This is a genomic window from Steroidobacter gossypii, from assembly GCF_016801985.1.
Classification (GTDB): Bacteria; Pseudomonadota; Gammaproteobacteria; order Steroidobacterales; family Steroidobacteraceae; genus Steroidobacter; species Steroidobacter gossypii.
The window spans coordinates 458,368-481,918 of the sequence record NZ_JAEVLS010000004.1 but is presented as its reverse complement, the minus strand read 5'-3'; the positions used below and the strand labels follow the sequence as shown (position 1 = coordinate 481,918).

The window sequence follows — 23,551 nt, the reverse complement described above, 5'->3', positions numbered from 1 at the left end:
GGCCGACCCGGGGAAGTATCACAGCTCGATCTGCTTATCGTGACGAGCGCGCCTGGGAGCGGAGCCAGTCCGCGACTGCGCGCACCGGCGAGGATGGAGTGCGATCGGACCTGGTGACCAGATGATAAGTATGGCCGGCCACCGTCGGGCCGAAAGGTCGCACCAGGCGGCCCGATGCGAGCTCGTGCTCCACCAGCACCAGGCTCAGCAAGGCCACACCTTGCGCCGCGAGTGCGGCTTGAATGGCGTGTCCTTCGTCGGAGAACCGCAATTGTCCGGCGGCAGAGGGGCCCGGCAGTTTTGCTTCAGCGAACCAGCGATCCCAGGTGGGGTTGAGCGGGTGCGCTTTTTTCCATTCGAAATGGATCAGCGTCACCTTGTCGAGATCCGCCGGTGAGCTCACGCCCAGAGTGGGATGGGCCACGGGCGCGAAGCCATCGGCGAACAAGGTCTCGACGGCAACGTTTGCATACGGCCCGGTGCCGTAGCGGATTGCGATATCGACGTTTGCTTCCACCAGGTCGACCACCTGCTCGGACGCCTGCAGATGCAGATCGATCTCCGGGTGGAGCGCGTGAAAGCGATGCATGCGCGGGACCAGCCAGTGCGCTGTGAAGGCGCTGGTGGCGGAGATCGTCACTTGCGCTCTGCCGGTGGCGGGCGCGAGGCGCTCCAAGGTCCGTTCGAATTCGTCGAAGCCGTCGCGCAGCACCGGATAGAGCTGCGCACCGGCTTCGGTGAGCACCACTTTGCGAGTGTCACGCTTGAACAGCGTCAGCCCGGTGAATTCCTCGAGCGCGCGGATCTGATGGCTGATCGCGGTCGGCGTGACGGCAAGCTCGCTGGCCGCTCGTTTGAAGCTACCGTGTCGGGCGGCGGCTTCGAAGGCGCGCAGCGCGGAGAGGGGAGGAAGTCGGCGCATGTCTCATGGCTGAGTTGAATTCACCTTATGCCTGAGAATTTGGAGTTTGTCGATTTCGCGGTCCGGCCGCATCTTCAACGGCGTGGCGATACGGCCACGGAAGCGAGGAGATCGAATCATGTTGGAACGTGTCATGACTCAACCCGACAACTACGCGCCGTTCCTGCTTTCGCAAGGAATCAAGTTCGGCAACCTGCTGTTCATTTCAGGTCAGGCGGGCGCGGGCGACGACGGCAAGATTGTGCCTGGTGGCTTTCGCGCGCAGGGCGAGCAGGCCTTCGCCAATCTGCGCCGCGCATTGGAAGCGGGTGGATCGAGTTTGCGGGATGTGATCAAGGTGACCATCTTCGTCACGGATATGAGCAACTTCCGGCAAGTGGTCGAGCTGCGCCGTAAGTTCTTCACCGAGCCCTATCCCGCCGACACCATCGCGGAAATAAAAGCACTGTACGACCCCGAGGCGCTGATCGAGATCGAAGCCATCGCGGCGGTCCGGACGTCGCAGGGGTGAGTAATCGCATGTCGCTTTTTACTCCCATCGAGATTGGCGCGGTCACACTGCGCAATCGTATCGCCGTCGCTCCAATGACGCGAGTGAGCGCCACTGCCGACGGTCGCCCAACTCAACAAATGGCGCAGTACTACGCAGGCTTCGCTGAGGGTGGCTTCGGTCTTGTGATCACTGAAGGCATCTACACGGATCAGGCTTATTCGCAAGGCTATCTGCACCAGCCGGGTCTGACCGACTCGGCTCAGCGAGATGCGTGGCGAGCAATCGTCGCGGGCGTGCATGCATGCGGCGGCCGGATATTTGCTCAACTCATGCATGCGGGTGCGCTGTCACAGGGAAACATCTATAGAAACGACACTCGAGGCCCGTCAGCGCTGCGGCCGAAGGGACAGCAGTTGTCCCTGTATCGAGGCGATGGCCCGTACCGCGTGCCTGCCGCGATGTCTGCAAGTGAGATCGCCGAAGCGCTGAATGGTTTCGCCAATGCGGCGCTGATGGCGCAGCAAGCCGGATTCGATGGCGTCGAGATCCATGGCGCGAACGGATATTTGCTGGATCAGTTTCTCACCGAAGGCGTCAATCTTCGTAACGATGGCTATGGAGGCGGGATCGAGGGCCGGCTGCGATTGATCGTCGAAGCCGTGCAAGCCGTCCGTGCCGCTGTGGGACCAGCGTTCGCCGTGGGCCTGCGCATTTCACAAGGCAAGGTCAATGACTTGGTTCATAAGTGGCGTGGCGGCGAGCAGCAGGCGACCGCAATCTTCGGCGCCTTGGGTCGCCTGCCGATCGATTATCTGCACACGACCGAGTTCCGAGCCTGGCAGCCCGCCTTCGAGCAGGGACCGAGTCTGGCGGCGCTCGCCAGAATGAATGTCACGGTTCCGGTGATCGCGAATGGCTCGTTGCACGATCCGACCCAAGCCGAGGGCCTGCTCGAACGCGGCGAGGCGGATCTGGTGTCGCTCGGCCGCGGGGCGCTGACGCATCCCGACTGGCCGCGTCGCGTGGCGGCGGGGCAGGCGATCGAGGACTTCGATTCCAGGCTGCTGTCGCCCATCGCGGATCTGGACAACGCCGAGCGCCATCGGTCGGCGCGCGCGGCCTAACCGGAAAAAGTCGGCAAAAAGTTGCAACGCCGGGCGGGAATCCGGTATGAACGGTTCCCACCCACGACAGGACCCGCTCCGATGCACCGTCGCACGCTGTTAGCATTGACGCTTGGCTTATCGTTTCTGTCGTGCGAGGCGTTGATGGCGAAAGAAGTTCAGGCGCTCGGCAAGATCGAGCGGCTCGATCCGGCGTTCGATCGGCTGGTCGAACCGGGCGCCGTGGTCGAATTGCTCGTGGAGCGTAGATTCGAGTGGTCGGAAGGTCCGGTGTGGGATGCGCCGAACCGCCGCGTGCTGTTCTCGGACATCCCTCGCAACATGATCTGGGAATGGTCCGAGGCTGGCGGCCTGAAACAATTCCTGCAGCCTTCCGGTTACACCGGCACGACGCCATTCACGGGCCGCGAGCCCGGCTCGAATGGATTGACGTTCAATCAAGCCGGCGAGCTGATCATGTGCCAGCACGGCGATCGGCGCATAGCCAGATGGAGCGACGGCAAGTTCGTCACCCTGGCGGATCGCTACCAGGGCAAGCGACTCAACAGCCCCAATGATCTGGTGATCAAGTCGAACGGGGATGTTTATTTCACCGATCCGCCGTACGGCTTGCCCAAGGGGGCGGACGATCCGGCCAAGGAGCTGGAGTTCCAGGGCGTGTATCGACTGCGCGCGAATGGCGAGCTGACCTTGCTCACGCGTGAGCTGAGCCGGCCCAATGGACTCGCGTTCTCGCCGGACGAGCAAACGTTGTACGTCGCCAACTCCGATCCCAACAAAGCCATCGTCATGGCCTATCCCGTGCAGGGCGACGGCACGCTCGGCGCCGGCAAGGTGTTTTTCGATGCGACGCCGGCGGCGCAGGCCAAGAAGCCGGGCTTGCCCGACGGCATGAAAGTGAGTCGCGACGGCACGATCTGGGCCACCGGTCCGGGCGGCGTGCTGGTGTACTCGTCAGCCGGCAAGCACCTGGGCACGCTCGCCACCGGTGTGCCGACCGCGAACGTGGCCTTCGGCGACGACGGCAGCACGCTTTATATAACCGCCGACAAGAACCTGGCGCGCGTACGCATCAAGGTCAAAGGCTGGTGATCCAACTTATGTCCACTCACGTCGCTCGCTGAATCGTTCAGCGAGCCTTGTCGCGTTTTGCCACGGAGTTGCAACATAGCCCGACTACAGTGAGCGGTCGCGGCATAAAACAATCACTCTCGAGACGCTGTGTCAGCCGGCAAGGAAGGTATGCGCGCACATGAACGTCAGGCGCTTCAAGCCGGTCGCTGCGGTTGCTTCGGTCGAGGAGGCCGACAAGCAGCTCGAGCCCGCCCGACTCACGCTGGTCGAGCGGCTGTATCGCGATCATTGGAAACATCTGTGCACCCGCTTGCGCAAGGTGTTCGGCAACGGCCCGCCGGAGCCGGAAGATCTGGCCCAGACGGCGTTCACCAAGTTGATCGAGTATGCCGACGCCGCGCGCCTGGACGATCCCGCCTCGTTCCTGTTTCGCATCGCCATCAATGCCGGCCGGGATCGCCGACGACATATCGTGCGCGCCACTGCAATCATCGAACAGCAACTGGCGCCGCAGGGGCTCGAGCAGCTGGATCGGATCACGCCCTCGAACGTCTATGAAACGAGGGAATGCATCGCCGTGACGGAACGGGCGATGGCGACGCTCACGCCCAAACAGCGTGAGGTGCTGATCAGGAGCCGGCTCAGAGGTGAGACATTTGAGCAGATTCGGGACGCGTGCGGGTGGAGCAAGGCCGACATCAGCCGCACGCTTCAGGCTGCGCTTGGTGTACTCCAGACCGCCATGCGAGAGTACCTGGGCCATGACTAACGTCGACCCGCAACTGCAGGCGCGCCGTGACGATATCGACGCACGGGCGCGGCAATGGCTGGCTCATATCTATTCCGGCGAGATCACCGAACAGGAGCGCGCGGGCTTCCAGGACTGGCTCGCGGCCAGCTCCGAGCACCGCGCGGCGTTTCAAAGCCTGAACGAGCTGTGGACGTCCCTGGACCGTGTGCCTCATATCGAGGACGAACCGGCTGACCCGGCGGCCCGGGTGCCGGCGGATGCCGCCAAGCCGGCTCGTTGGCGTGAAGTCCTGCACAGAGCAAGTTCGTTGCGGATGGCGGCGGGGTTGATCGTTGCAGTCACGGCGGTTGTGGCCTTGGCCACATTGCAGATGAGATCGCGCGCCGAACAGCATTTATTTACCACCCAGATCGGAGAGATTCGCGAGCTCGACCTGACCGACGGTTCGAAGCTCGTGCTGCGCGCCGACTCCGCGATCTCCAGTTCCATGTCCAGCGACGAGCGGAATGTGACTATCGAGCGCGGCGGCGCGTATTTCGACGTGTCAAGAGACGAGACTCGCCCGTTCGTCGTCTCGGCAGGCGATATCGATGTGCGCGTTCACGGTACCGCCTTCGATGTTCTGAAAGGTCCGAGCTCGGTCACAGTGTCGGTGACGCATGGTCATGTCACGGTTTCCGATCTCACGAAACCACGCAGCGTGCAGCTCACCGGCGGTCAGCAGCTCACGGTGCTGGCGAATGGCGAGTTCGGCGCTGTCGTCGAATTCGACAGTCAGCGGGTGCTGGGCTGGCGCGAGGGCCGGTTCAGTTATCGCAATGCCCGGCTCGAGGACATCGTCGCGGACGTCAATCGATATCGGATCAAAAAGATCGTCATCGAGGACGAGGCGCTCGCAGACCTGCGCATCACGACCATGTTTCGCGCCGAGAACGTCGATCAGATGCTGGCGGGCATCGCCGCCACCGAGCCGGTAACCATCGTTCATTCAGCAGCTGCGATCTCGATCCGCCGACGCGAGCAGCCTTAGTGTTTCAGCCATGAGCCTCTTGGGCTATGCGCTGTTGCGAGTCGGCTCTTTGTGAATTTTCCATGACATCGAGCGCCAGGCTGAAATAGCCGAACGTCTGGATCGTGTTTCCTCGGAAGACCCTGTAATTCGCAACCAAGGTCCCTGGGGAATGAGATCACTATTGTTTACGGCGACCGCCATGGTCGCGCCTTTGTCGTTGCTTGCCGTTCCGTTCGCTTCGCCTGCCCACGCTCAGGAACAGAAGGTGATGAGTTTCTCCGTGAGCGCGCAGCCGCTGGCGAGCGCGCTCGAGGAGTTTTCACGTCAGGCCGATGTCACAGTCACCGCCTCGGGAAGATTGACCGAAGGAAAACAATCCCCAGGTTTCACCGGCGATGCGACCACTGCGGAGGCTATCGGGGCCTTGTTGAAAGGCACGGGCTTGCGTGCGCGCGAACAAGGCGGCGCTCTGGTCATCGATCTCGAACAGCCTGCTGGCGTGCTCGGCGCGGTGCGAGGCCAGGTGCTGCGAGCCGATGACCAGGTGCCCGTGCGCAATGCGCAGGTCACGATCGTGGGCACGGAATTCAGAACCACCACCGATCGATTCGGTCGCTTCGAGATGACGCTTCCAGCGGGCGAGCATCAGCTGCGCCTGGATCATCCAGAGTACGGCGCGCAGACGGTGGCGAATGTCAAAGTGGCTGCCGACCTGGCGCTGGAGCTGGAGCTGAAGTTGCAACCGGCGCCCGCCGCGGTCACGAGCGAGCAGCCAGAGGTGATCGAGAGTGTCGAGGTGACGGCGGCGCGCTATACCGAGCGCGCCATCGATCTCGAACGCACCGCTGCCGGCGTGATCGATACGATCGACTTCGGCCAGATCGCGCGCTTCGACGACAGCACCATCAGCACCGCGCTCACTCGCATCGTCGGCGTCAGTCTCGAAGAAGGCCGTTACGCCGTGGTGCGCGGCATGAAGAGCCGCTATCAATCCGTCTATTTCAACAACGCGATCCTGCCGAACACGGATCCGGGCCGGCGCGACCTGGCGATGGACATCTTCCCGACCTCGATCATGGAAGCGCTGGCGCTGCAGAAAACGGCCAGTCCCGACGTGCCCGCCACGGCCACGGCCGGTCACATCGCCATGCGCACCAAGGCCGTGCCGGACGAGCCATTCCTGAAGATCTCGACTTCGCTGGACTTCTGGGACGATGTCGACGACGACGTGTTGCGTGTGGAGGGCGGCGAGCGCGACTGGCTGGGCCGCGACGATGGCGCACGCGCGCTTCCGGCCGAGCTCGCCGCGATCAAGGATACGTACTATCGAAACGATGGCTCGGCGGATTATCCCCTGAGTCCGGACCAGCAGATCGCCGCGGCGGCTTCGATCCGACATCCAGACATCAACGTAGGCGAGTCCAATCTCAACGGCACGCTCGATATATCCGGCGGCTATCGCTGGTACTTCGGCGAACAATCGGCGGGCGTCATCGGCGCCGTGCGCTATTCGAATCGCTGGACCAATCGCGACATCGAGAACTATCGGTTCAGCCGCGACCTCGAGCTGGACGAGAACGGCCAGGTGATCGACGTGGGCTCGGAAATCTCCAGCTACAACGATACCTGGGACAGCAACAACATCATCGACGCCAGCGCCATGCTGAACTTCGTGTGGCAACCCGCGGAGGCCCACGAGGTGGGCCTGAACAACATGCTGCTGCGTCATTCGCTCAACTCGGTGGAGCGTGCTTACGATCCCGAGATCACGCTGGACGAGAACGGCAACGTGCTGTTCAACCCCAACAACGATTTCTCCTATGCCTACGGCATCGATTGGGTCGAGGAGCAGCTGTGGAGCAGTCAACTGTGGGGCAAGCACGAGTTCGACCGGCTCGGCGGCCTGACGGTGGATTGGCTGGCGATGCGCGCCAGGGGCGAGTTCGACCGGCCGGACTCCAAGCGCTATACCTGGACCTCCACCGACCAGTTCGCTTCGGCGCAATTGCGGGGCGGAGACAACAACAATCGCTTCGAGTGGGAGGCGATGCAGGAGCGCAGCACCGGTTATCGCGCCGATCTGAGCTTGCCGCTGGTGGAGAATGCCTCGCTGTCGGCGAAGTTGCAGGGCGGCTTCTATCTGCTCGATCGCGAGCGCGATGGCTACGAGTATTCCTGGTACTACCACTGGCAGCAGCTGGCGGCGGGCGATCTGACCCTGCAAGAGCTGGAAAGCTCGCAACCGAGCGGCCTGTTCAATCGAGACAACCTGTGCGCAGGCCAGGGCGCCAACACCTGCGTGGCGTTGCAGGTGTATGGCGTGGATCCCGCCGACGACATCGGTTGGAGCGGAGACAGTTATCGCGTCGAGCAGCAGACCGACGCGGTCTATCTGATGGCGGACGTCGACATCCTGGAGAAAGTTCGCGCCAGCTTCGGCATGCGGCGGGAAACCTTCGAGATCGAGGCGGATACTTACGAGTACACGCTCGAGCCGCTCGTGAGTCTGCTCGACGAGCAGTACGATCTGGCTTCGCTATCGGTCACCTATCGCTTCAACCCGCAATGGCAGCTGCGCCTGGGTTATGGCGATACCGTCAGCTGGCCGGAAGTCTTCGAGATCGTGCCGCGCACGTTCACGGACTACGACACGCTCGAGCAGTATCAAGGCAATCCGAGACTGCGGCCGGCGGAAATCAAAAACTACGACGTTCGGCTGGAATGGTACCCGGGCGAGGACCAGTCGATCACGCTGGCCTGGTACACCAAGGACCTCGAGAACGCGATCGAAAACACCTTTCTCGGCGAGAGCGAGGAATACCAGTATTACACCTTCGACAATGTTTCCTCGGCGAGCGTCGACGGCTGGGAGCTCGACCTGCGTCAGGTGTTTTCTTTCGGCGCCGATCACGAGCTGTTCGTGCAGGCGAGCTACACGGACATCAACTCCGAGGTCAATCTGCCGTCGGATACGCGTGAATACGATCCGAACCGGCCGCTGCAAGGTCAGCCGGATTATCTGATCAACGTGCAGCTCGGCTACGACCACTTCGCCACCCAGCAACAGTTCACAGTGGTCTATAGCCGCCGCGGCGAGGAGCTCGCCATCGTCACTGCCGCCGAAGGCGCCGCGGCCATCAGGAACAACGTGTACGAGCAACCCTACGAGGATCTGAAGCTGATCTATCAAAAGAACTTCGGCCCGAACTGGAGCGTGCTGCTGAGCATGGACAACGTGCTGGGCTCCGAGCGCAACCTCGAGTACGAAGGCTACGGTCTGCCCTATCTGAAGTTCGACCCGGGCCGGCGCGCCAAGCTCAAGGTGAGCTACACCTTCTGAGACATTCTGGCCATTCATTCGCCAACAAACATCGAACGCTTCAGGCAAAGGGAATATCGAACCATGGTGTGCGGTCTCGTTTCTGCCGTTCTCGGCACTGGACGGATTGTGTTGATTGCATTGCTGGCTGCGCTGCTCGGCGCATGCGGCAGCGATGGCTCGAAGCCGGCGCAGCCGGCCTCCAACGACCTCGGGCTCGAGCAATGCGAGCTGGTCGACGGCACCGTGCTGGGCACGCCGGCCGAGCCCATGATGATCGACGGGGTGGCGACGCAGGTCTGCCGCATCACCGCCGGCCAGGTTCGCGGCGGCGCGCAGATCGATCTGAAGTCAAGCCATCGATATCAGCCGCTCGCGTGGCTGCTCGATGGCAAGCTCGAGATCGGCGACAGCCGCACGTATGCGTCGCTCGATGAATTCGTGAAAGGAGAGTTCGCGCGCTTGAGCGTGCCGACCGGCGCATTGCTACGAGCTACTGCGGGTTCGATGATCATCGTGCATCGAAACGGCTACTTCCAGGCCGACGTGGTCTCGCAGGACGAAAACCTCGAGGGCAACGGCGAGTGGGCCGGCATCGTGGTCAACAGCATCGGCTCGCATCCCGACTGTCCCGCGAACACCAGCCCGAGCAGCTTTTGTAACATCGCCGGAGCGCATGGTTACTATGGCGGTCTGTCGAGCGCCGACGCTCGCATCCACGTCATCGGGCAAACCATCCTGCCCTCGAGCGACTTCACTCGCCAGACCAAGCTCGGATTCGAAGGTTCGGTCAGCGAGGCGGGCGGTGCGGTCAGCGGTGGCGCACCGTTGCCGGCCGCGGTCGTGCTGAATGCTCCCCTTACCTATGATCGGCCGCAAAAGATCAGCGCCTTCGATACCGCGGGCACCGCCATCGAGATCAATGGCGGTTACTTCGGGACGATCGCTGGCGCGGCGAATCTGCATCTCGCGGCACAGAACGCGCAAGGCAGTGCGGTTTACTGGCATCACGACTTCGGCGGCGGCATCAAAGGCGTGTTCTATCACGGCCAGTCGGATCAGCCGGCGCTGCGTGGCATCGGCGGAGATGTCGATCTCAGCGGCATTTCGCTGATCGACCGCAATTTCACCGCGGGCCTTGCGATCGCTTTGCAAGGCGGTCACGTCGACTTGACCAACGTATTGGTGCAGAACTTCCGCAGCTGTCTGCAACTCGACGCCACCGCCAGCGCCACGTTGACCGCGGTGGCCTTCGGCTGCCTGCAACCGACTACGGCAGCGGAGGACGGCGTCGACCATGCCGCCCGCGTTACCGCCGCGGCGCTCGCCCAAGCGAGCAGCAACTATTACGAGGCCAGCCCGGATCTCAACCCGGACTTGATGGTGAGCAACGCCGAGCTGATCTCGGCCTATGCGAACTGGGGACCCACCAATGAGCTGCAGGGCGGCCGAGACATCATCGATGGTCCGTTCGACGCTTACGATCTGCACAACCTGCGTCTGATCTATCCGGACTGCCTGGGGATTGGCACGCTGCTGCCAGAGACACAGACCGTCACGGTGGGGCGCACGACCTACCGGCTCTGTGAGCTCAGCGGCACCATCGACAGCAATGCACGCTTGAGCGGCAGTTTCAACGACGGCGCATTCGCCTGGGTGTTGAGCGGCGCCGTGAGCCTCGGCGCGGACTTCGCCCAACTCAGCGAGACGCAGCAGCTGGCAGCGCTGGCTGCGCCGAAATTCTTCGGCATTCCGGCCCGCACGCCCATCTATGCGCGGGGCGGCGCCAGCCTGACGGTGCAACCGGGTGTGCATTGGATCGTCGATGGCAATGTGACTGCTCCGGTGGAGATTGCGCTACTGCCGGGAGATGACGCCGGCGCCTGGGGCGGAGTGCGCGTCAACGGAATAGATGGTCTGACTTGCCAGGGTGGTTCGAGCGCTGGTCTCTGCGCCCATGCGGGCGATCGTCGACTCACCATCGAATACCTGCGAGTGATGCAGGCTGGCGCAGGCCAGCCTGCGCTGCAGCTCCACGAAGTCGGCCCGGGCGCCGCGATCGATCATCTGCAGATCATCGATTCGACCGGCGTCGGCCTGGCGTTGCACGGCGGCCGCGCCAATATCAAACATTTGCTGCTGACTGAAAACCGCGGCGAGCAACTGGTCTGGGAGCGCGGCTATCGTGGCACGATCCAGTACGGTCTGCTCACTGGCGGCGTGACCGGCGCCGCCAATGCGCTGCTCGGTCGCAACGACGGCGCCAATCACGACACCACGCCGCGCTCACGGCCGACGCTGGCGAATGTGACGGTCGTGGGCGCCGGTCAGGCCAATGCCATCCTGCTGGAGCAGGGTTCGGGATTGCTGTTGTACAACAGTATCGTCACCGGCTTCGCGAGTTGTCTCGATATCGACGACGCCGCCACGGCGGCGCTGCAAACGAGCGACCCTCAGCAGATCGCCATGAACGACGTGGTGCTGAACTGTGCAGGAACGCTGGCCGCGGATGCCGAGGACGGCGGTTTCGACTACGGCTACGCCGTGGCGCACTCCGCCACGGTTTACGAGATGGATCCGCAGCTCGACGAGAACTATCTGCCCACCAATTCGAGCCTGCCGGCCACTGCCACTCACATCAACCTGGGACTGGCCGGCGACGCCGCGAATCATCTGAATGCCAACGCCGGCTATTGGGGCGCCGTCGCCAATGCCGAGGACGGCTGGTACCGCAACTGGAGCGGGCTGGGCATGCGGCTATCGCCCGAGTGTGACGGCAAAGGGTTCCTCGACGACGACTACGAATATACGTTCTCGCAAGTGATGGCTCCCTTGCAGAGCTACGGCTATTTCGGCGACATCTATCTCAATTACAAAGTCTGCAGCCTGCCCGCCCAGGTATCCGAAGATCTGGAGCTCACGCCCTATACGGGCGCTGACGCCGGGGCGGTGGCGAGCGGCGGCAGAGTCCTCGTCACCGAAAACGGCAGCAGATACGGCGTGGAAGGGTCGGTGACTTGGGAGCATCTGCCCGTGCCCACGATCTGGCTGCTCGACGGCATGGTGACCGTAGGCGACGGCGCGCGCGAGCTGATGGATCCGGCGGAAGAGGCGGCGCTCAAAGCCAATCCCGTCGAGCTGACGATGCAGCCCGGCACGTGGGTCATGGCGGCGGACGCGAACAGCGGTCTGCACGTCACTCGCGGCGCTCGGCTGCGCATTCTCGGTGAGTCGATGGTGGCCGACGAGGTTTGTTCTTACGAATCTCACACGTTTGGAGACTGCGCCCAGCTTGCAGGCGCCGGTCCGGTGAGCATGTTCGGTCCTCGCGAGCCGGATGCGTTCGATCTCACTCTGCCTGCGGTGATCGACGACGGCTTCGGCGGATATTCCGGCGACTACGTGCCGTATGCGCCACTGGGCAATTCCAACAACACTCCCTATTGGGCCGACTACGCCTTCACTCTGACTTTGCCCTGGCGCGGCATCGTGGTGGACGGCTTTGCCCGCAACAACCAGTGCCCCGAGGCCGCCACGGCGGAGCCCGGCGCTCAGGTCTGTAACATCGCCGGGGAGTTCGGCCGCCACGGCGGGTACGACGATGAATATATGAGCGTCGAAATCCGCCATCTCCGCATGGTCGGAGGGTCGTTGCGCTTCAACAGCGTGGCCGGCTCCATGGAAGGATTGCGCTACGCTCCCATCGCTGCCTATCCGAGCGATCAGATCGGCGAGGCCGCCCTGGTCACTCTGGAAGGTGGGCGGCTGAACATTCGCGAGCTGCAGGCGCGAATGGTCAATCCATTCCATGACGATCCCTATGGCAGCGCCAAGCCGGGCACTCTGATTCGCTGGAATCACGGCTACCGCGGCAGCTTGCAATACATCTATGGCCAGCTGCTGCAGCTTTCGGACGGGCAGGAGCGCCGCATTTCAGCGAACGGCCGCGACTACTTCGTGCCGCTGCTGCGCGGGGCGAACGGCGAGCCGGGCCATGAGGACGATCTGCCGCGCTCCATGCCGACCATCGCCAATCTCACTTTGCTCAGCTACGAACGAGATGCCTCGTCTGGCACGATGTCCGGAAGCATCGATTCGAGTCTGATCGAAGTCGGTGGCGGCAGCGGATTGTTCCTGTCACACGCCGCGCTCGGCACGGACAGCGGCACCGTCGACCAGTTGTCGACCGACTTCTGTTTCAAGCTGGACGCGAGCGTTGCAGCACGCCTCGCCGCGGGCGAGTTCGTGGTGCGTCAGTTGGCGGCGACTTGCGAGAGCCTGAGCGACAACGCGGAAGTGACGTTGGCCGGAATGGCGGGTGTCGACAATGGCTATTGGAGCTCGACGCAATCGCTGTTCGGCCAGTGGTATGACTTTGCCGCGTCCGAGCAGAGCTTCGTCGATCTGTTCGGGCCGGATCCGATCGCGATCGAGTTCGAATCCGACCGCCGCTATCCCGTTCAGCAGGCGATCGACGACTACGGGCACGTGATGCTCGACCTGTCGTCCGCGCCGGCGGCCGATCTGCAGTTCCTGCAAGTGACCGATTATCTCGGCGCCGCCGACTACTGGATCAAACCTTTCTAAGCAGCGGATCCCACCAGTCTCGGGCCAAGGATGGCCCCGTGCCGTGCCGCTCGCTGACGTTCCTCGAAATATTCTCTCGCGCATCGGTGGAGATAGTGCCTGGGCGTACCTGTTGCCCGGTCAACGTCCACTCGGTATTTCATCCGGTTTAATGTTTCTGTTATCGCGGCGTCATGGTGCGCGTGCAGTCTCACTGCGCCTCATCGAAAGGCATGCAATTCGACTTACGAGTCGATGCGGCCGTCGGCGGCTACGACGCAATGGCGCGCTCGTCGCCGTGATGCGATGGCCTTGGAATGTTTGGATGGATGTTGCGATGTCAGTAAGTCTCGATCGGGTTCGGGATGTCGAGCGATCTGCGATGTCGGAGTCCGATCGTCAATGGATGGACTATCAAGGAGTGTTTGTATGAAGCTGAAACTGTTGGCTGCGGCTGTGGCCGCGACCCTCGGCTCCGTCGCTTTCCAGGCGGGCGCCGCGAACCTCGGCCTGGACGCGACTTGCGCCCTCAACGGCACCGATCAGGGCATGGTTGCGACCCCCGACGGCAACCGTCGTCGCTGCGATCTGCCCGCCGATATCGTCACCACCAACCCCGCCGATCCGACCATCACTCTGCCAGCCACCGTGTCCGGCACGCCCATCCTGTGGACGCTGCCGAGCGTCGTGGTGGTGGGCAATGGCAATCAGGCAGGCCGCACCCCGAGCACGGCTGCCAACACGCAACTGACGATCGCCGCCGGCGCGCGTATTGCCGGCGCCATCGCGAACTCCGCCCTCGTGATCACCCGCGGCGCGCGCATCAACGCCGCCGGCACCGCCGCCAACCCGATCGTGTTCTCGTCGCTGGACAACAACTACACCGGCACGGCCGAGTGGGGCGGAGTCATCCTGTCGAGCTGGGACAACACAAACGAGTGCAACACCGGCGGCGAATGCACCATGGAAGGCATCAGCCAGGGCCAGTTCTTCTATGGCGGCTATGTCAACGAGGCGACCACCCCCAGCTGGGACAATGTTTCCAGCGGCACGCTGCGTTTCGCGGTGATCGCCGAAGGCGGCCACGCGGTCAACGTCGACATCGACGGCGATCCGGATCCGAACTCCAACACCGGCGACGAGATCAACGGCCTGACCCTGTACGGTGTCAGCAGCGAGACCTCGATCGCCAACGTGCACATCCACAACAACGATGACGACGGCATCGAGTTCTTCGGTGGCGACGTCGACGTGGCCAACCTGTGGATCAGCTGCGCTGGCGACGACAGCGTGGACTGGGACTACGGCTTCCACGGTGCGCTCAGCAACGTCAACATCCTGCAACGCGATGGCGCCGACCACGCCTTCGAGCTGGCCAACAATCCCAACAACTTCTCGGCCACGCCGGTGGCGGACGCCAACGTGTCGAATGTCTCGATCCTGTTCACTGACGGCTCGCCCGCGGTCGATACGCCCTTCGATCTGAAGGAGGGCAGCGGTGGAACCTTCAGCAACGTCGTGATCGGCAGCGCCTACACGGGCGCCTGCTTCTCTTCGGGTGCGGTGGACGCCGTGTCCGCGAGCGACTTCACGAACTTCGAGTACGCCTGCAACGACAACCTGAGCCTGCTGCCGCCGTCCTCGACGGCGCCCACGGGCTTCCCGAACAACACGTTCTGGACGGCGTACCCGGGCACTTGTAACTAATCGTCAATAACAAATCACATCAGCGGATCTGGATTGCCGCCCGGCCGATTGGCCGGGCGGTCTTCTCGAGCCAAGCAAAATTCAGGAGAACATGATGAAGCTCAGATTATTGGCCGCGGCCGCGGTCAGCCTGACCGCATCCAGCGCCTGGGCCGTGGATCTCGGTCTGGATGCGAAATGCAACGCCAACGGCATCCACCGCGGCTCGGTGAGCTGGAACGGCAGCACCTATCGCCGCTGCGATCTGCCGGCCGACATCGCCGTCGCTGGCACCGTGACCCTGCCGGCCACCGTTTCCGGGACCAAGATCTTGTGGACGCTGCCGTCGGTGGTGACGGTGGGCGACGGTTACAAAGCGGGCAAGACGCCAGAGACGGCCGTGCCGACCGTGCTCGAAATCCAGGCCGGCGCCCAGGTGGCCGGTGCGCCTCGTTCGGCGCTGGTGATTTCCCGCGGAGCTCAGTTGTTCGCCATCGGCAGCGATGTCGCGCCCGTCGTGTTCTCATCGCTCGATGGCAACACCACCGGCACGGGCGAGTGGGGCGGCGTGATCCTGTCGAGCTGGGATAGCAGCAACGCCTGCAATAGCAGCGTCGGCGCCGAGTGCGTGATGCCGGAGCTGCGCCGCCATCGGTTTGGCAAGCAGGCCGACGAGGCCGCCGTCGCGGGCGGTTACAAGCAGCCGTACTATTTCGGCGGCTACATCGACGAAGTGAGCACGGCCAGTTGGGACAATGTTTCCAGCGGCTCGCTGGAATACGTGGTGATCGCCGAAGCCGGCGCTAGCCAGTCCCATCATAGTGACCATCTCAGCGGCCTGGCGCTGTACGGCGTGAGCAGGGAGACCTATCTCGCCGAAGTTCACATTCACAACAGCAAGGACGATGCGCTGCGCCTGGTGGGCGGCGATGCGAACCTCGAGCGCGTGTGGCTGACCTGCGCCGGCGGCGATTCCATCGATTGGGATCAGGGCTTCCAGGGCGATCTGTCGTTCGTGTACGCGCTCCAGAAGAACGGCTCCAGCAACGCTTTCGAGCTGTCGAACAACGCCTCCAACTTCGCGGCCACCCCCGTGTCGAATGGCAGCGTGTTTGGCGTCACGGTGGCGTATGCCAATGCGGCTCCGAGCGTGGGCGTGCCGTTCCGTTTGCAGCAGGGCACCGATGGCAACTTCACCGACGTGGTCGTCGGTGGCGAGTACACCGGCGCCTGCTTCGGCAATCCCGCACATGCCCAGAACCAGTCCGTGGTCGCGCCCAGTGACTTCAACGCGATTCAGTACGCCTGCACGGACAACGCGGGCCTGCTGTCGGGCTCGTCGCTGGCTTTCGGTTTCTCCGAGCCCACGTTCTGGGCCGGCTACACCGGTCGCTGCAATTAACTCGTTCCAATAAGGTCCGGAGTGGCCAGGGAAGGCCACTCATCTGCTTCGGCCCGCGCATTCAGCGTGAGCCGCGCCGCTCGATCAGCGCCATGATTCCTTTGTGATCGCTGATCCCTTCCAACACTCGCGTTTGTATCGCCTGGTAATGCGCGGTCGAGAAGATCGTGTCGACGACCAGCTCGATGTTGCCAAGTCGATGCCACTGCGGATCGAGCGTGGAGGTGACATTCGCAGGCAAGTGATCGATCAGGTTCAGCTCGGCCAGGAACTTGCCGAACATCTCTGCCCCGCGGGGCGCGTTGAAATCGCCGCACAACACATAGTCCGGGTAGCCCGCCAGTACTCGTTGCAGGCGGATGAAGTCCGCCTTCTGCTCGTCGTTGATCATGCCGTCCGGCGTCCACGTGAAATGCGTGGTGGCGATCCGGTATGGCTGGCCCTGGTGTTCCAGTTCGGTGACGAGCAGCACGCGGCGGGCATCGTTCGGCTTGTGCAGCAGTCGAATGCTTGCATCCTCGGAATAGTGGCTGACGATCTGCCGAGTGACCGGCAGTCTCGACAGCACGGCCACGCCCCAGTGGCACTCGCTGCCCGGCATATCGACCCGGCCTGACACGGCATATTTCACTTCATAGCCGCCGCTCGCTGCGAGGCGCTCGCAATCGGGCTCCAACACCTCCTGCAAACACACGATGTCCGGCCGGTGTTCGGTCAGCATGTGGCCAACCCGCGCCAGATGCCGGTCGGCTTCGATGTTCAGGGTCAGTAGTTTGATTGCCATCTCGCTCATCCGTGACGCCGCAGTCAGGCGCAGCTCTAGCTGACCACGAGGCGGGCGACACAGACAAGCGAGTAGGCCAGCGCGCCCTCAGATCGGCGCAGTCGCATTCGCCTGCTGGGTGTAGATACGGCAGCCGAATACGGGACCCGCGGTGTTGCCGGGCTCCGGCTCGAACCGCACCAGTACGCTGTCCTTGCCGCGCGTGAGCGCTTCGGGAATCTCATAATCGACATCGAAGAACACCGGCTTGTCCGGACGCAAACTCTGCGTGGCGATGCGCTGGCCGTCGACCAGAATGTGAAACTTGCGAGCGCGCTCGTCGGCCCAGTAGGTCGCTTGCAGAATCAGCGGACCCGGTCGGACTTTCATGCGGAACTGGAAGAAGCCGCCAGTGCGCGCGTCGCGACCATGCCGGCCGCGATAGACCACGGGATAAGAAATTTCCGATGTGAGCTCGTGATCGCGCTCCGGCTGCATCTCGCCCAGATGCATCACGTCGACCGAGCGGGCGGCGAGCTCTTTCAGGCGCGCCTGTTCGGCCTTGAAGGCCCGCTCTTCATGGACCCACTCAGCATCGGTGAACCGGCGGAAGTAAACAGCGCTGCGTCGGTGATAGTTCTTGTAGAACGGCGAGAAGGTGAGCGCCGTGGGGCGCGCTATGGTGTCGGCTCGATAGATGGCCTGTTGTGGCTCCACCGGTTTGAAACCCGCAAGCAGATCGGCGCCCACCAGGGCCGGCGCCGCGGCTTCGAAGGGCTGGTCGACCGGGCCGAGATCCGCGGCCAGCACCATCGGTCCGTGCAAAAAGGCGATGGTCTTGTCGTCGCCTGGCGTTGCTTCGAGCCGCAACTCCAGAGGCAAGGTAAATGCCAACGCATCACCTTCGCGCCAGCGACGACGAACGATCAGATAGCCGGCGTCGTTGCTCGCTTCGACGGGTTTGCCGTTGACGCTCAACTGCGCGTCTTTGGCCCAGCCAGGGACGCGCAACGCGACGGCAAACTTCTGCGCCTTCTTCAATCCGGCGACCTTGACGTTGACCGCGCCTTCATACGGATATCGAGTGGTCATTTCGAACTGCGCGCCGCGCGCCTGCCACGTCGCGCGCGAGGGAATGAACAAGTTGATCAGCAGCATGTCCTCGGCCTGCCACCAGATCGAGTCGCCATGCTTGGCGTGGCTCTCCATGCCCGAGCCCACGCAACACCAGAAACTGTCGGTCGGTGAAGAGAACTCGCGCCTGGCGCCCGACATCAGCGGCGTCATGTAAGTGAACATGCCGGTGGCTGGATCCTGATGCGCCAGGATGTGATTGAGGTGCGCGCGTTCGTAATAATCGAACAGCGACCCTGACGGTGCCCACGCATACAGATGACGCGTCAGCTTCAACATGTTGTAGGTGTTGCAGGCTTCGCAGGTCTGCTCGGTGATATGCCGGGCAACGGTGCGAGGCTCGGAAAAATACTCGCGATCCGAATTGCCGCCGATCACGTAGCTGTGGTCGGTGGTCACGGTCTTCCAGAAGAAGCGGGCCGCGGTCGCTTGCTCCGGCTTGCCGGTGATCTCGTGCAGGCGCGCCAGCCCGATCAGCTTCGGAATCTGAGTGTTGGCGTGGCGCAGGGCCAGCTCGTCACGCTGGGCGGCCAGCGGGTCGAGCACTCGTTTGTGATAAATCCGTTCGGCCAGTTGCAGCCAGCGCCGGTCGTTGGTGCGTGCGTACAGCTCCGCGAAGCTTTCGTTGATGCCGCCGTGCTCGCAGTCGAGCACGGTTTGCAGCTGTTCCTCGTTCAGCGCGGCCATGACTTTCTCGATGTAGCCGCCGAGGCCGACCGCGACGCCGATCGCACGCGCATTGCCGCCGCAGTATGTGTCTACATCGAACAGGCCGGCGAACAGTTTGTGCCAGTTGTATAACGGCACCCAGCAGCCGTTCAGGTCGAAGCCGGCCGAGCGGATCTCGCCGCGCATGATCTCGGGAAAGATCTCTTTGCCATCGACGATGGTGCCGTCCTTGCGCTTGCGCGTGAAGCCCGCGACGTAACCGTCGCCTTGTTTGGCCTGCACCTCCGCCAGCTCCGCGACGATATATTCCGCGCGCTGTTTCGCTTCGGGCTCGCCGGTCTGCGCATGAACCAACGCCAGCGCCGACAGATAATGGCCGAGGGTATGGCCGGCGATGGTGTCGGCTTCCCAGCCGCCATACGCTTCGCCCTTGGGCGTGAGGCCGGCGAACTTGCGGAAGTTGTGCAACAGCCGGTCCGGCTCAAGCTGCAATAGATATTTGCGATTCCCTTCGACCGCGTCCGCGAACGGCGAGGGCAACAGACGCACATCACCCAGCGGCAGCGGTTTGGCGCGGGTGGGCAGCACTTCAGAGTTCGCCCAGCTATGGGCCCAGGGCAGGCCGGCGCACAGAGCGCCAGCGGCCGCGCCTTTGAGCAGGGCGCGTCGATCGGTGAACAGCGGGAGTCGGGTCATCGCTACTCCTTCACGTGCAGGCGTCCGAGGATACACCTGCTCAGGTCGCGATGGTATACGATATACCTGGATCGATGGCGTCAGGCGCCGTTCTTGAGCTGGGCTCGCAGGTCCTTGAGCGTGCCCTGGATGTGCTCCTTCAACAGCTTCTCCACCTGGCGCTTGTCGCGCTCCAGCCAGGCGTCGAACAGCGCCCGATGCTCGACATGAGCGCGCGCGTCGCGACCGGCCGGCGCGAGATGCGCGATCACATAACGCTCGGCGAGAACGGCGAGGCGCTCGACCAATTGCGTGGTCAGGACTTTGCGACCGGGCTCCACCAACGCGATATGAAACTCACGGTTGCGGACCGCGACGGCCGTGAGATTGCTGTGAGCGGCGGTGTCGAGCGCGGTGAACGCGGACGTGGCGTGCGCGCGGTCGTCGTCGGTTGCCACCTGCGAGGCGTAAGCGGCCGCTTGAGGCTCGATGGAAAGGCGCAGTGCGTAGATTTCATCGACCTGTTCGCGCGACATCGGCTGAACGTAATAGCCCCGGTTGGGGTGATTGATCAGCAGCCCTTCCTGTTCGAGGCGCGCCAGGGCCTCACGCAGCGGAATCTTGCTGATGCCGAGCTCCGTGGCCAGCGCGTCCTGGCGGATGGGCTCGCCATTGCGCAATCGGCCCTGGAGGATCTGTTCCCGGACCACTTCGAACACGCGATCGGACAGCGTGCGGACAACGATGCTCGTGGACATGAGGGACGATGAGGAGACGACGGTGGGTTCGCGGCCCCGAAGGGATACCGTAGACGATCATACCCGAACCGTCCCGCGGCGTCCGGCCGCCGCGGACCGCGCCTACAGCCAGGGGCTGAACAACAGGATCAGCACCAGTCCCACCGAGCCGACGATGGTTTCCATCACCGACCAGGAACGGAACGTATCCGCCAGGCTCAGATTGAAATACTCCTTGCACATCCAGAAGCCCGAGTCGTTGATGTGCGAGCACATGAGACTGCCCGCGCCGACCGCAAGCACCATCCAGTTGGGATCCACGCCGGTGGCTTGAACCAGCGGCGCCACGATGCCGGCGGCGGTCAGGCCCGCGACTGTGGCGGAGCCGAGCGCGATACGGATCACCAGCGCGACCAGCCAGCCCAGCACCAGCGGATGAATCGGCAGATTCGCCAGCAAGGCGCCGAGGTCGTTGTTCGCGCCGCTGTCCACGAAAATCTGTTTCAGCGCGCCGGCGCCGGCGATGATGAGCAGGATGGCTGCGATGTCACGTACCGCCTCGCCATAGCCAGTCATCAATTGCTTCATCGGCATGCCGCGCGCGACACCCAGCGTCCAGGTGCCGATGGCCAGCGACAGCAACAGGCCGATCATCGGATCGCCGATGAATGTCACGACTGCACGCGTCCGCGGCGCCAGGTCCGCATACGACAACACGGTGGCGCTCGCGATCAGAAAGACCGGCAACAGCGCGCATATGAAGCTGTTGGCGGTGCTCGGCAGGTTGGCCTCGCTCAATTCGGTGGGCTTGAAAAAGGACGGCCAGGTGACTTCGACCTTGCGCAGCGAGAGCGCGAACACCGGACCTGCGATCAGCAGCGTCGGCACGCCGACCAGCAAACCATAGAGCAGCGTCACGCCCATGTCGGCGCCGAACTGATTCACCAGCGCGGCCGGCGAAGGATGCGGCGGCAGGAACCCGTGCGAGATCGACAGGCCCGCCAGCATGGGGATGCCCACATACAGCGCCGGCAACTTGGAGCGATAAACCACCGAGAAGATCAGCGGCACCATCAGCACGAAGCCGACGTTATAGAACAGCGGGATGCCGACGATGAAACCGGTCAGCGCCATGGCCAGCGGGATGCGCCGCTCGCCGAACAGCCGGATCAGCGACTGCGAGATGCGCTCGGCCGCGCCGCTGTCGGCGATCAGTTTGCCGAACATTGCGCCGAGCACGATGATGATGGACAGCGGGCCCAGCATGCCGCCGATGCCGATTTCGATGCTCTTGGGGATCTGTTCCAGCGGCAGGCCCAGCATCAGCGCCGCGGCGAGGGCCGAGATGATGAACGCGACGAACGGCGGTACCCGCCCGGCCGCGATCAGAAGGATGAGAATGCCGACGGCCGCGGCAATGCTCAGCAGGGTCATGCCACCGACGCCCAGCGATCCCGGTCCATGTTTGCGTTGGTCGACGGTGAGTCAGCAGCCATGTGAAACCCTGTTCGAGTGATGCGGCGATCCGTACGAGCGCCGGATACTGACAATCTGCAGCGCCTGTGGCAATACTTTGAGTAATACTATGGGGCTCCCGGATCGGCCACGGAGTGCGGCGGATGATCAAACAGTTGCTGGTGTTTTGCATGCTCGCGGCCATGTCCGCGTTGGCGACGGGCGAGGAAACGCGATCGATCGCTATCACCATCGACGATGCGCCTCGCCCGGACACTCTTCATTTCTACGCTCCCGCGCGCACCGCTAAACTGATCGAAACGCTGGCGCAGGCCCGCGTGGAGCAGGTGATGTTCTTCTGTAACTCGGGGCGCATGGATGCGGCCGGCGCCGAGCGCATCCAGGCGTATGTCCGGGCCGGACATTTGGTGGCCAACCACACGCATTCACACGCGGATTTGCACAAGGTCGGCGTCGATGCGTTCCTGGCCGATATTCAGCAGGCGGCGCAGGTGTTGAGCGCGTTCCCCAACTACCGTCCCTGGTTCAGGTTTCCCTTCTTGCACGAAGGGCTCACCGTGGAGGTGCGCGACCGGATGCGCGGCGAGTTGCAAAAACTCGGATATCGCGCCGGTTACGTCACCGTCGACACTTACGACTTTCACATGGACCGGATGTTTCAAGCCGCCCTGCAAGCCGGCAAGAAGATCGATTTCGACCGGCTGCGCGCGGCGTATGTGGACCTGCTCACCGACAGCGTCGAATTCTACGACCAGGTCGCGCGCAGCCAGCTGGGCCGTTCGCCGCGACATGTCCTGTTGCTTCATGAAAACGATCTGGCCGCGCTCTACCTTGGCGACCTGGTGAATCACCTGCGGGACAAAGGCTGGAAGATCATCAGCCCGGAGCAGGCGTTCCTCGACCCCATCGCCACGATGGAGCCGGACACGCTGCTGTTGGGTCAAGGCCGCATCATCGCCCTGGCCACCGCCAACGGCTATGAAGGTCCGACCCGCCGCTGGGAGAACGAAGCGGAGCTGGAGCGCGAATTCGCTCGTCGGCAAGTGTGGAAATAACGTTCACGCGCAGAGAAGACAGCAACGGGGCGGATGACGCCGATGTCATCCGCCCTTGCTCGGTGGCGCTGTGAACTCCATCCCTACACATGCTTGCTCTTGGCTCGATGTAGCGAGGTGAGCATCGGTCGGTTGATTTGATTCACGGCGTTATCGATGGCCGCTCGATAACAGGTCCGCGCCACGTGCGCGCGAGCCAATTCCCGAGGCGTTTGATCGAGAGAGCAGACGCCGCGCGCAGCGTGCTGGATGCGCGAGTAGAGGACCTCGAGGCCCCACGGTTTGGAAATATCCAGATCGCGGTAGCTGACTTTGACGCTCGGCACGGCAACCACGGTTTCGATGCGATGATCGGAATTTGCCAGAACGGAATGGCCGAGCAGCGCCGTGCCCAAGGACAATGCCGCGACCGATTTTACGAAGAGTGAACGCATGTGCTTGCTCCTGTTTGACCCCATTGGCGCCGGCGCGGTGGCCGGCCGCGGGGCTAACTTGGAGGGCGCGCGCTGAATCCGCTTTGGAAACGGGTTGAATATTTGTGAATTCGTTGTGACGCTCAAATGATAAAACGAGGCGCGAATTGCTCTAACGCAATGCATGAGCGGTCGGGCTAAGCCCGTCAGCAAAGCGCTGGTTGCTGCGACCGGCGCGAGCCATGCGACGCTGGTGCAGTTGATCGCGCGCAACCCGGGG

General features: G+C 63.1%; 16 protein-coding genes. 10 read left to right on the top strand and 6 right to left on the bottom strand.

What is annotated here, in order from left to right; all coding sequences use genetic code 11:
* Positions 1–34: 34 nt before the first annotated feature.
* Entirely contained in the window at positions 35–922 is an 888-nt protein-coding gene (gcvA, locus tag JM946_RS19015; protein ID WP_203168940.1) for a transcriptional regulator GcvA, read from the bottom strand.
* A gap of 118 nt (positions 923–1,040) precedes the next feature.
* Between gcvA and JM946_RS19010 the strand changes: the two genes are divergently transcribed.
* The 9 genes from JM946_RS19010 (at position 1,041) to JM946_RS18970 (ending at position 16,349) form a co-directional block, all read left to right on the top strand.
* Positions 1,041–1,433: a RidA family protein gene (locus tag JM946_RS19010; protein ID WP_203168939.1), complete on the top strand. Its 393-nt coding sequence runs from the start codon at positions 1,041–1,043 to the stop codon at positions 1,431–1,433.
* 8 nt (positions 1,434–1,441) lie between these two features.
* Positions 1,442–2,539 carry an oxidoreductase gene (locus JM946_RS19005; RefSeq protein ID WP_203168938.1) on the top strand — a complete coding sequence of 366 codons (1,098 nt, stop codon included), beginning with the start codon at positions 1,442–1,444 and terminating at the stop codon, positions 2,537–2,539.
* A gap of 144 nt (positions 2,540–2,683) precedes the next feature.
* On the top strand, positions 2,684–3,631 hold the full coding sequence (locus JM946_RS19000; RefSeq protein ID WP_203168937.1) for an SMP-30/gluconolactonase/LRE family protein: 948 nt from the start codon (positions 2,684–2,686) through the stop codon (positions 3,629–3,631).
* 160 nt (positions 3,632–3,791) lie between these two features.
* Positions 3,792–4,382, top strand: a complete 591-nt coding sequence (locus JM946_RS18995; RefSeq protein WP_203168936.1) for an RNA polymerase sigma factor — start codon at positions 3,792–3,794, stop codon at positions 4,380–4,382.
* Positions 4,375–5,394 carry a FecR family protein gene (locus tag JM946_RS18990; RefSeq protein WP_203168935.1) on the top strand — a complete coding sequence of 340 codons (1,020 nt, stop codon included), beginning with the start codon at positions 4,375–4,377 and terminating at the stop codon, positions 5,392–5,394. The genes JM946_RS18995 and JM946_RS18990 overlap by 8 nt, the downstream gene beginning before the upstream one ends.
* A 151-nt stretch (positions 5,395–5,545) precedes the next feature.
* Positions 5,546–8,716 (top strand): TonB-dependent receptor domain-containing protein, encoded by a 3,171-nt coding sequence (locus tag JM946_RS18985; RefSeq protein ID WP_203168934.1) that lies wholly within the window; start codon positions 5,546–5,548, stop codon positions 8,714–8,716.
* A 63-nt stretch (positions 8,717–8,779) separates the two neighbouring features.
* Positions 8,780–13,282 carry a hypothetical protein gene (locus JM946_RS18980; RefSeq protein ID WP_203168933.1) on the top strand — a complete coding sequence of 1,501 codons (4,503 nt, stop codon included), beginning with the start codon at positions 8,780–8,782 and terminating at the stop codon, positions 13,280–13,282.
* 408 nt (positions 13,283–13,690) lie between these two features.
* Entirely contained in the window at positions 13,691–14,968 is a 1,278-nt protein-coding gene (locus JM946_RS18975; protein ID WP_203168932.1) for a hypothetical protein, read from the top strand.
* 94 nt (positions 14,969–15,062) lie between these two features.
* The gene (locus JM946_RS18970; RefSeq protein WP_203168931.1) at positions 15,063–16,349 is read left to right on the top strand and encodes a hypothetical protein; all 1,287 of its coding nucleotides are present in this window, start codon (positions 15,063–15,065) and stop codon (positions 16,347–16,349) included.
* Between the two features lie 61 nt (positions 16,350–16,410).
* On the opposite strand, the gene JM946_RS18965 is transcribed toward JM946_RS18970, so the two are convergent.
* From JM946_RS18965 to JM946_RS18950, 4 genes are all read right to left on the bottom strand, one after another.
* Positions 16,411–17,133 (bottom strand): endonuclease/exonuclease/phosphatase family protein, encoded by a 723-nt coding sequence (locus tag JM946_RS18965; protein ID WP_203168930.1) that lies wholly within the window; start codon positions 17,131–17,133, stop codon positions 16,411–16,413.
* A gap of 87 nt (positions 17,134–17,220) precedes the next feature.
* A complete protein-coding gene (locus tag JM946_RS18960; RefSeq protein ID WP_203168929.1) occupies positions 17,221–19,611 on the bottom strand; it encodes a glycoside hydrolase family 127 protein in 2,391 nt (796 codons plus the stop codon).
* A gap of 80 nt (positions 19,612–19,691) precedes the next feature.
* The gene (locus JM946_RS18955; protein WP_203168928.1) at positions 19,692–20,348 is read right to left on the bottom strand and encodes a GntR family transcriptional regulator; all 657 of its coding nucleotides are present in this window, start codon (positions 20,346–20,348) and stop codon (positions 19,692–19,694) included.
* A gap of 102 nt (positions 20,349–20,450) precedes the next feature.
* Positions 20,451–21,761 (bottom strand): GntT/GntP/DsdX family permease, encoded by a 1,311-nt coding sequence (locus tag JM946_RS18950; RefSeq protein ID WP_203168927.1) that lies wholly within the window; start codon positions 21,759–21,761, stop codon positions 20,451–20,453.
* Between the two features lie 185 nt (positions 21,762–21,946).
* Here JM946_RS18950 and JM946_RS18945 point away from each other — a divergent pair, with 185 nt between their 5' ends.
* Positions 21,947–22,858 (top strand): polysaccharide deacetylase family protein, encoded by a 912-nt coding sequence (locus JM946_RS18945; protein ID WP_203168926.1) that lies wholly within the window; start codon positions 21,947–21,949, stop codon positions 22,856–22,858.
* An 83-nt stretch (positions 22,859–22,941) separates the two neighbouring features.
* On the opposite strand, the gene JM946_RS18940 is transcribed toward JM946_RS18945, so the two are convergent.
* Positions 22,942–23,292, bottom strand: a complete 351-nt coding sequence (locus JM946_RS18940; RefSeq protein ID WP_203168925.1) for a UrcA family protein — start codon at positions 23,290–23,292, stop codon at positions 22,942–22,944.
* Positions 23,293–23,551: the final 259 nt, after the last annotated feature.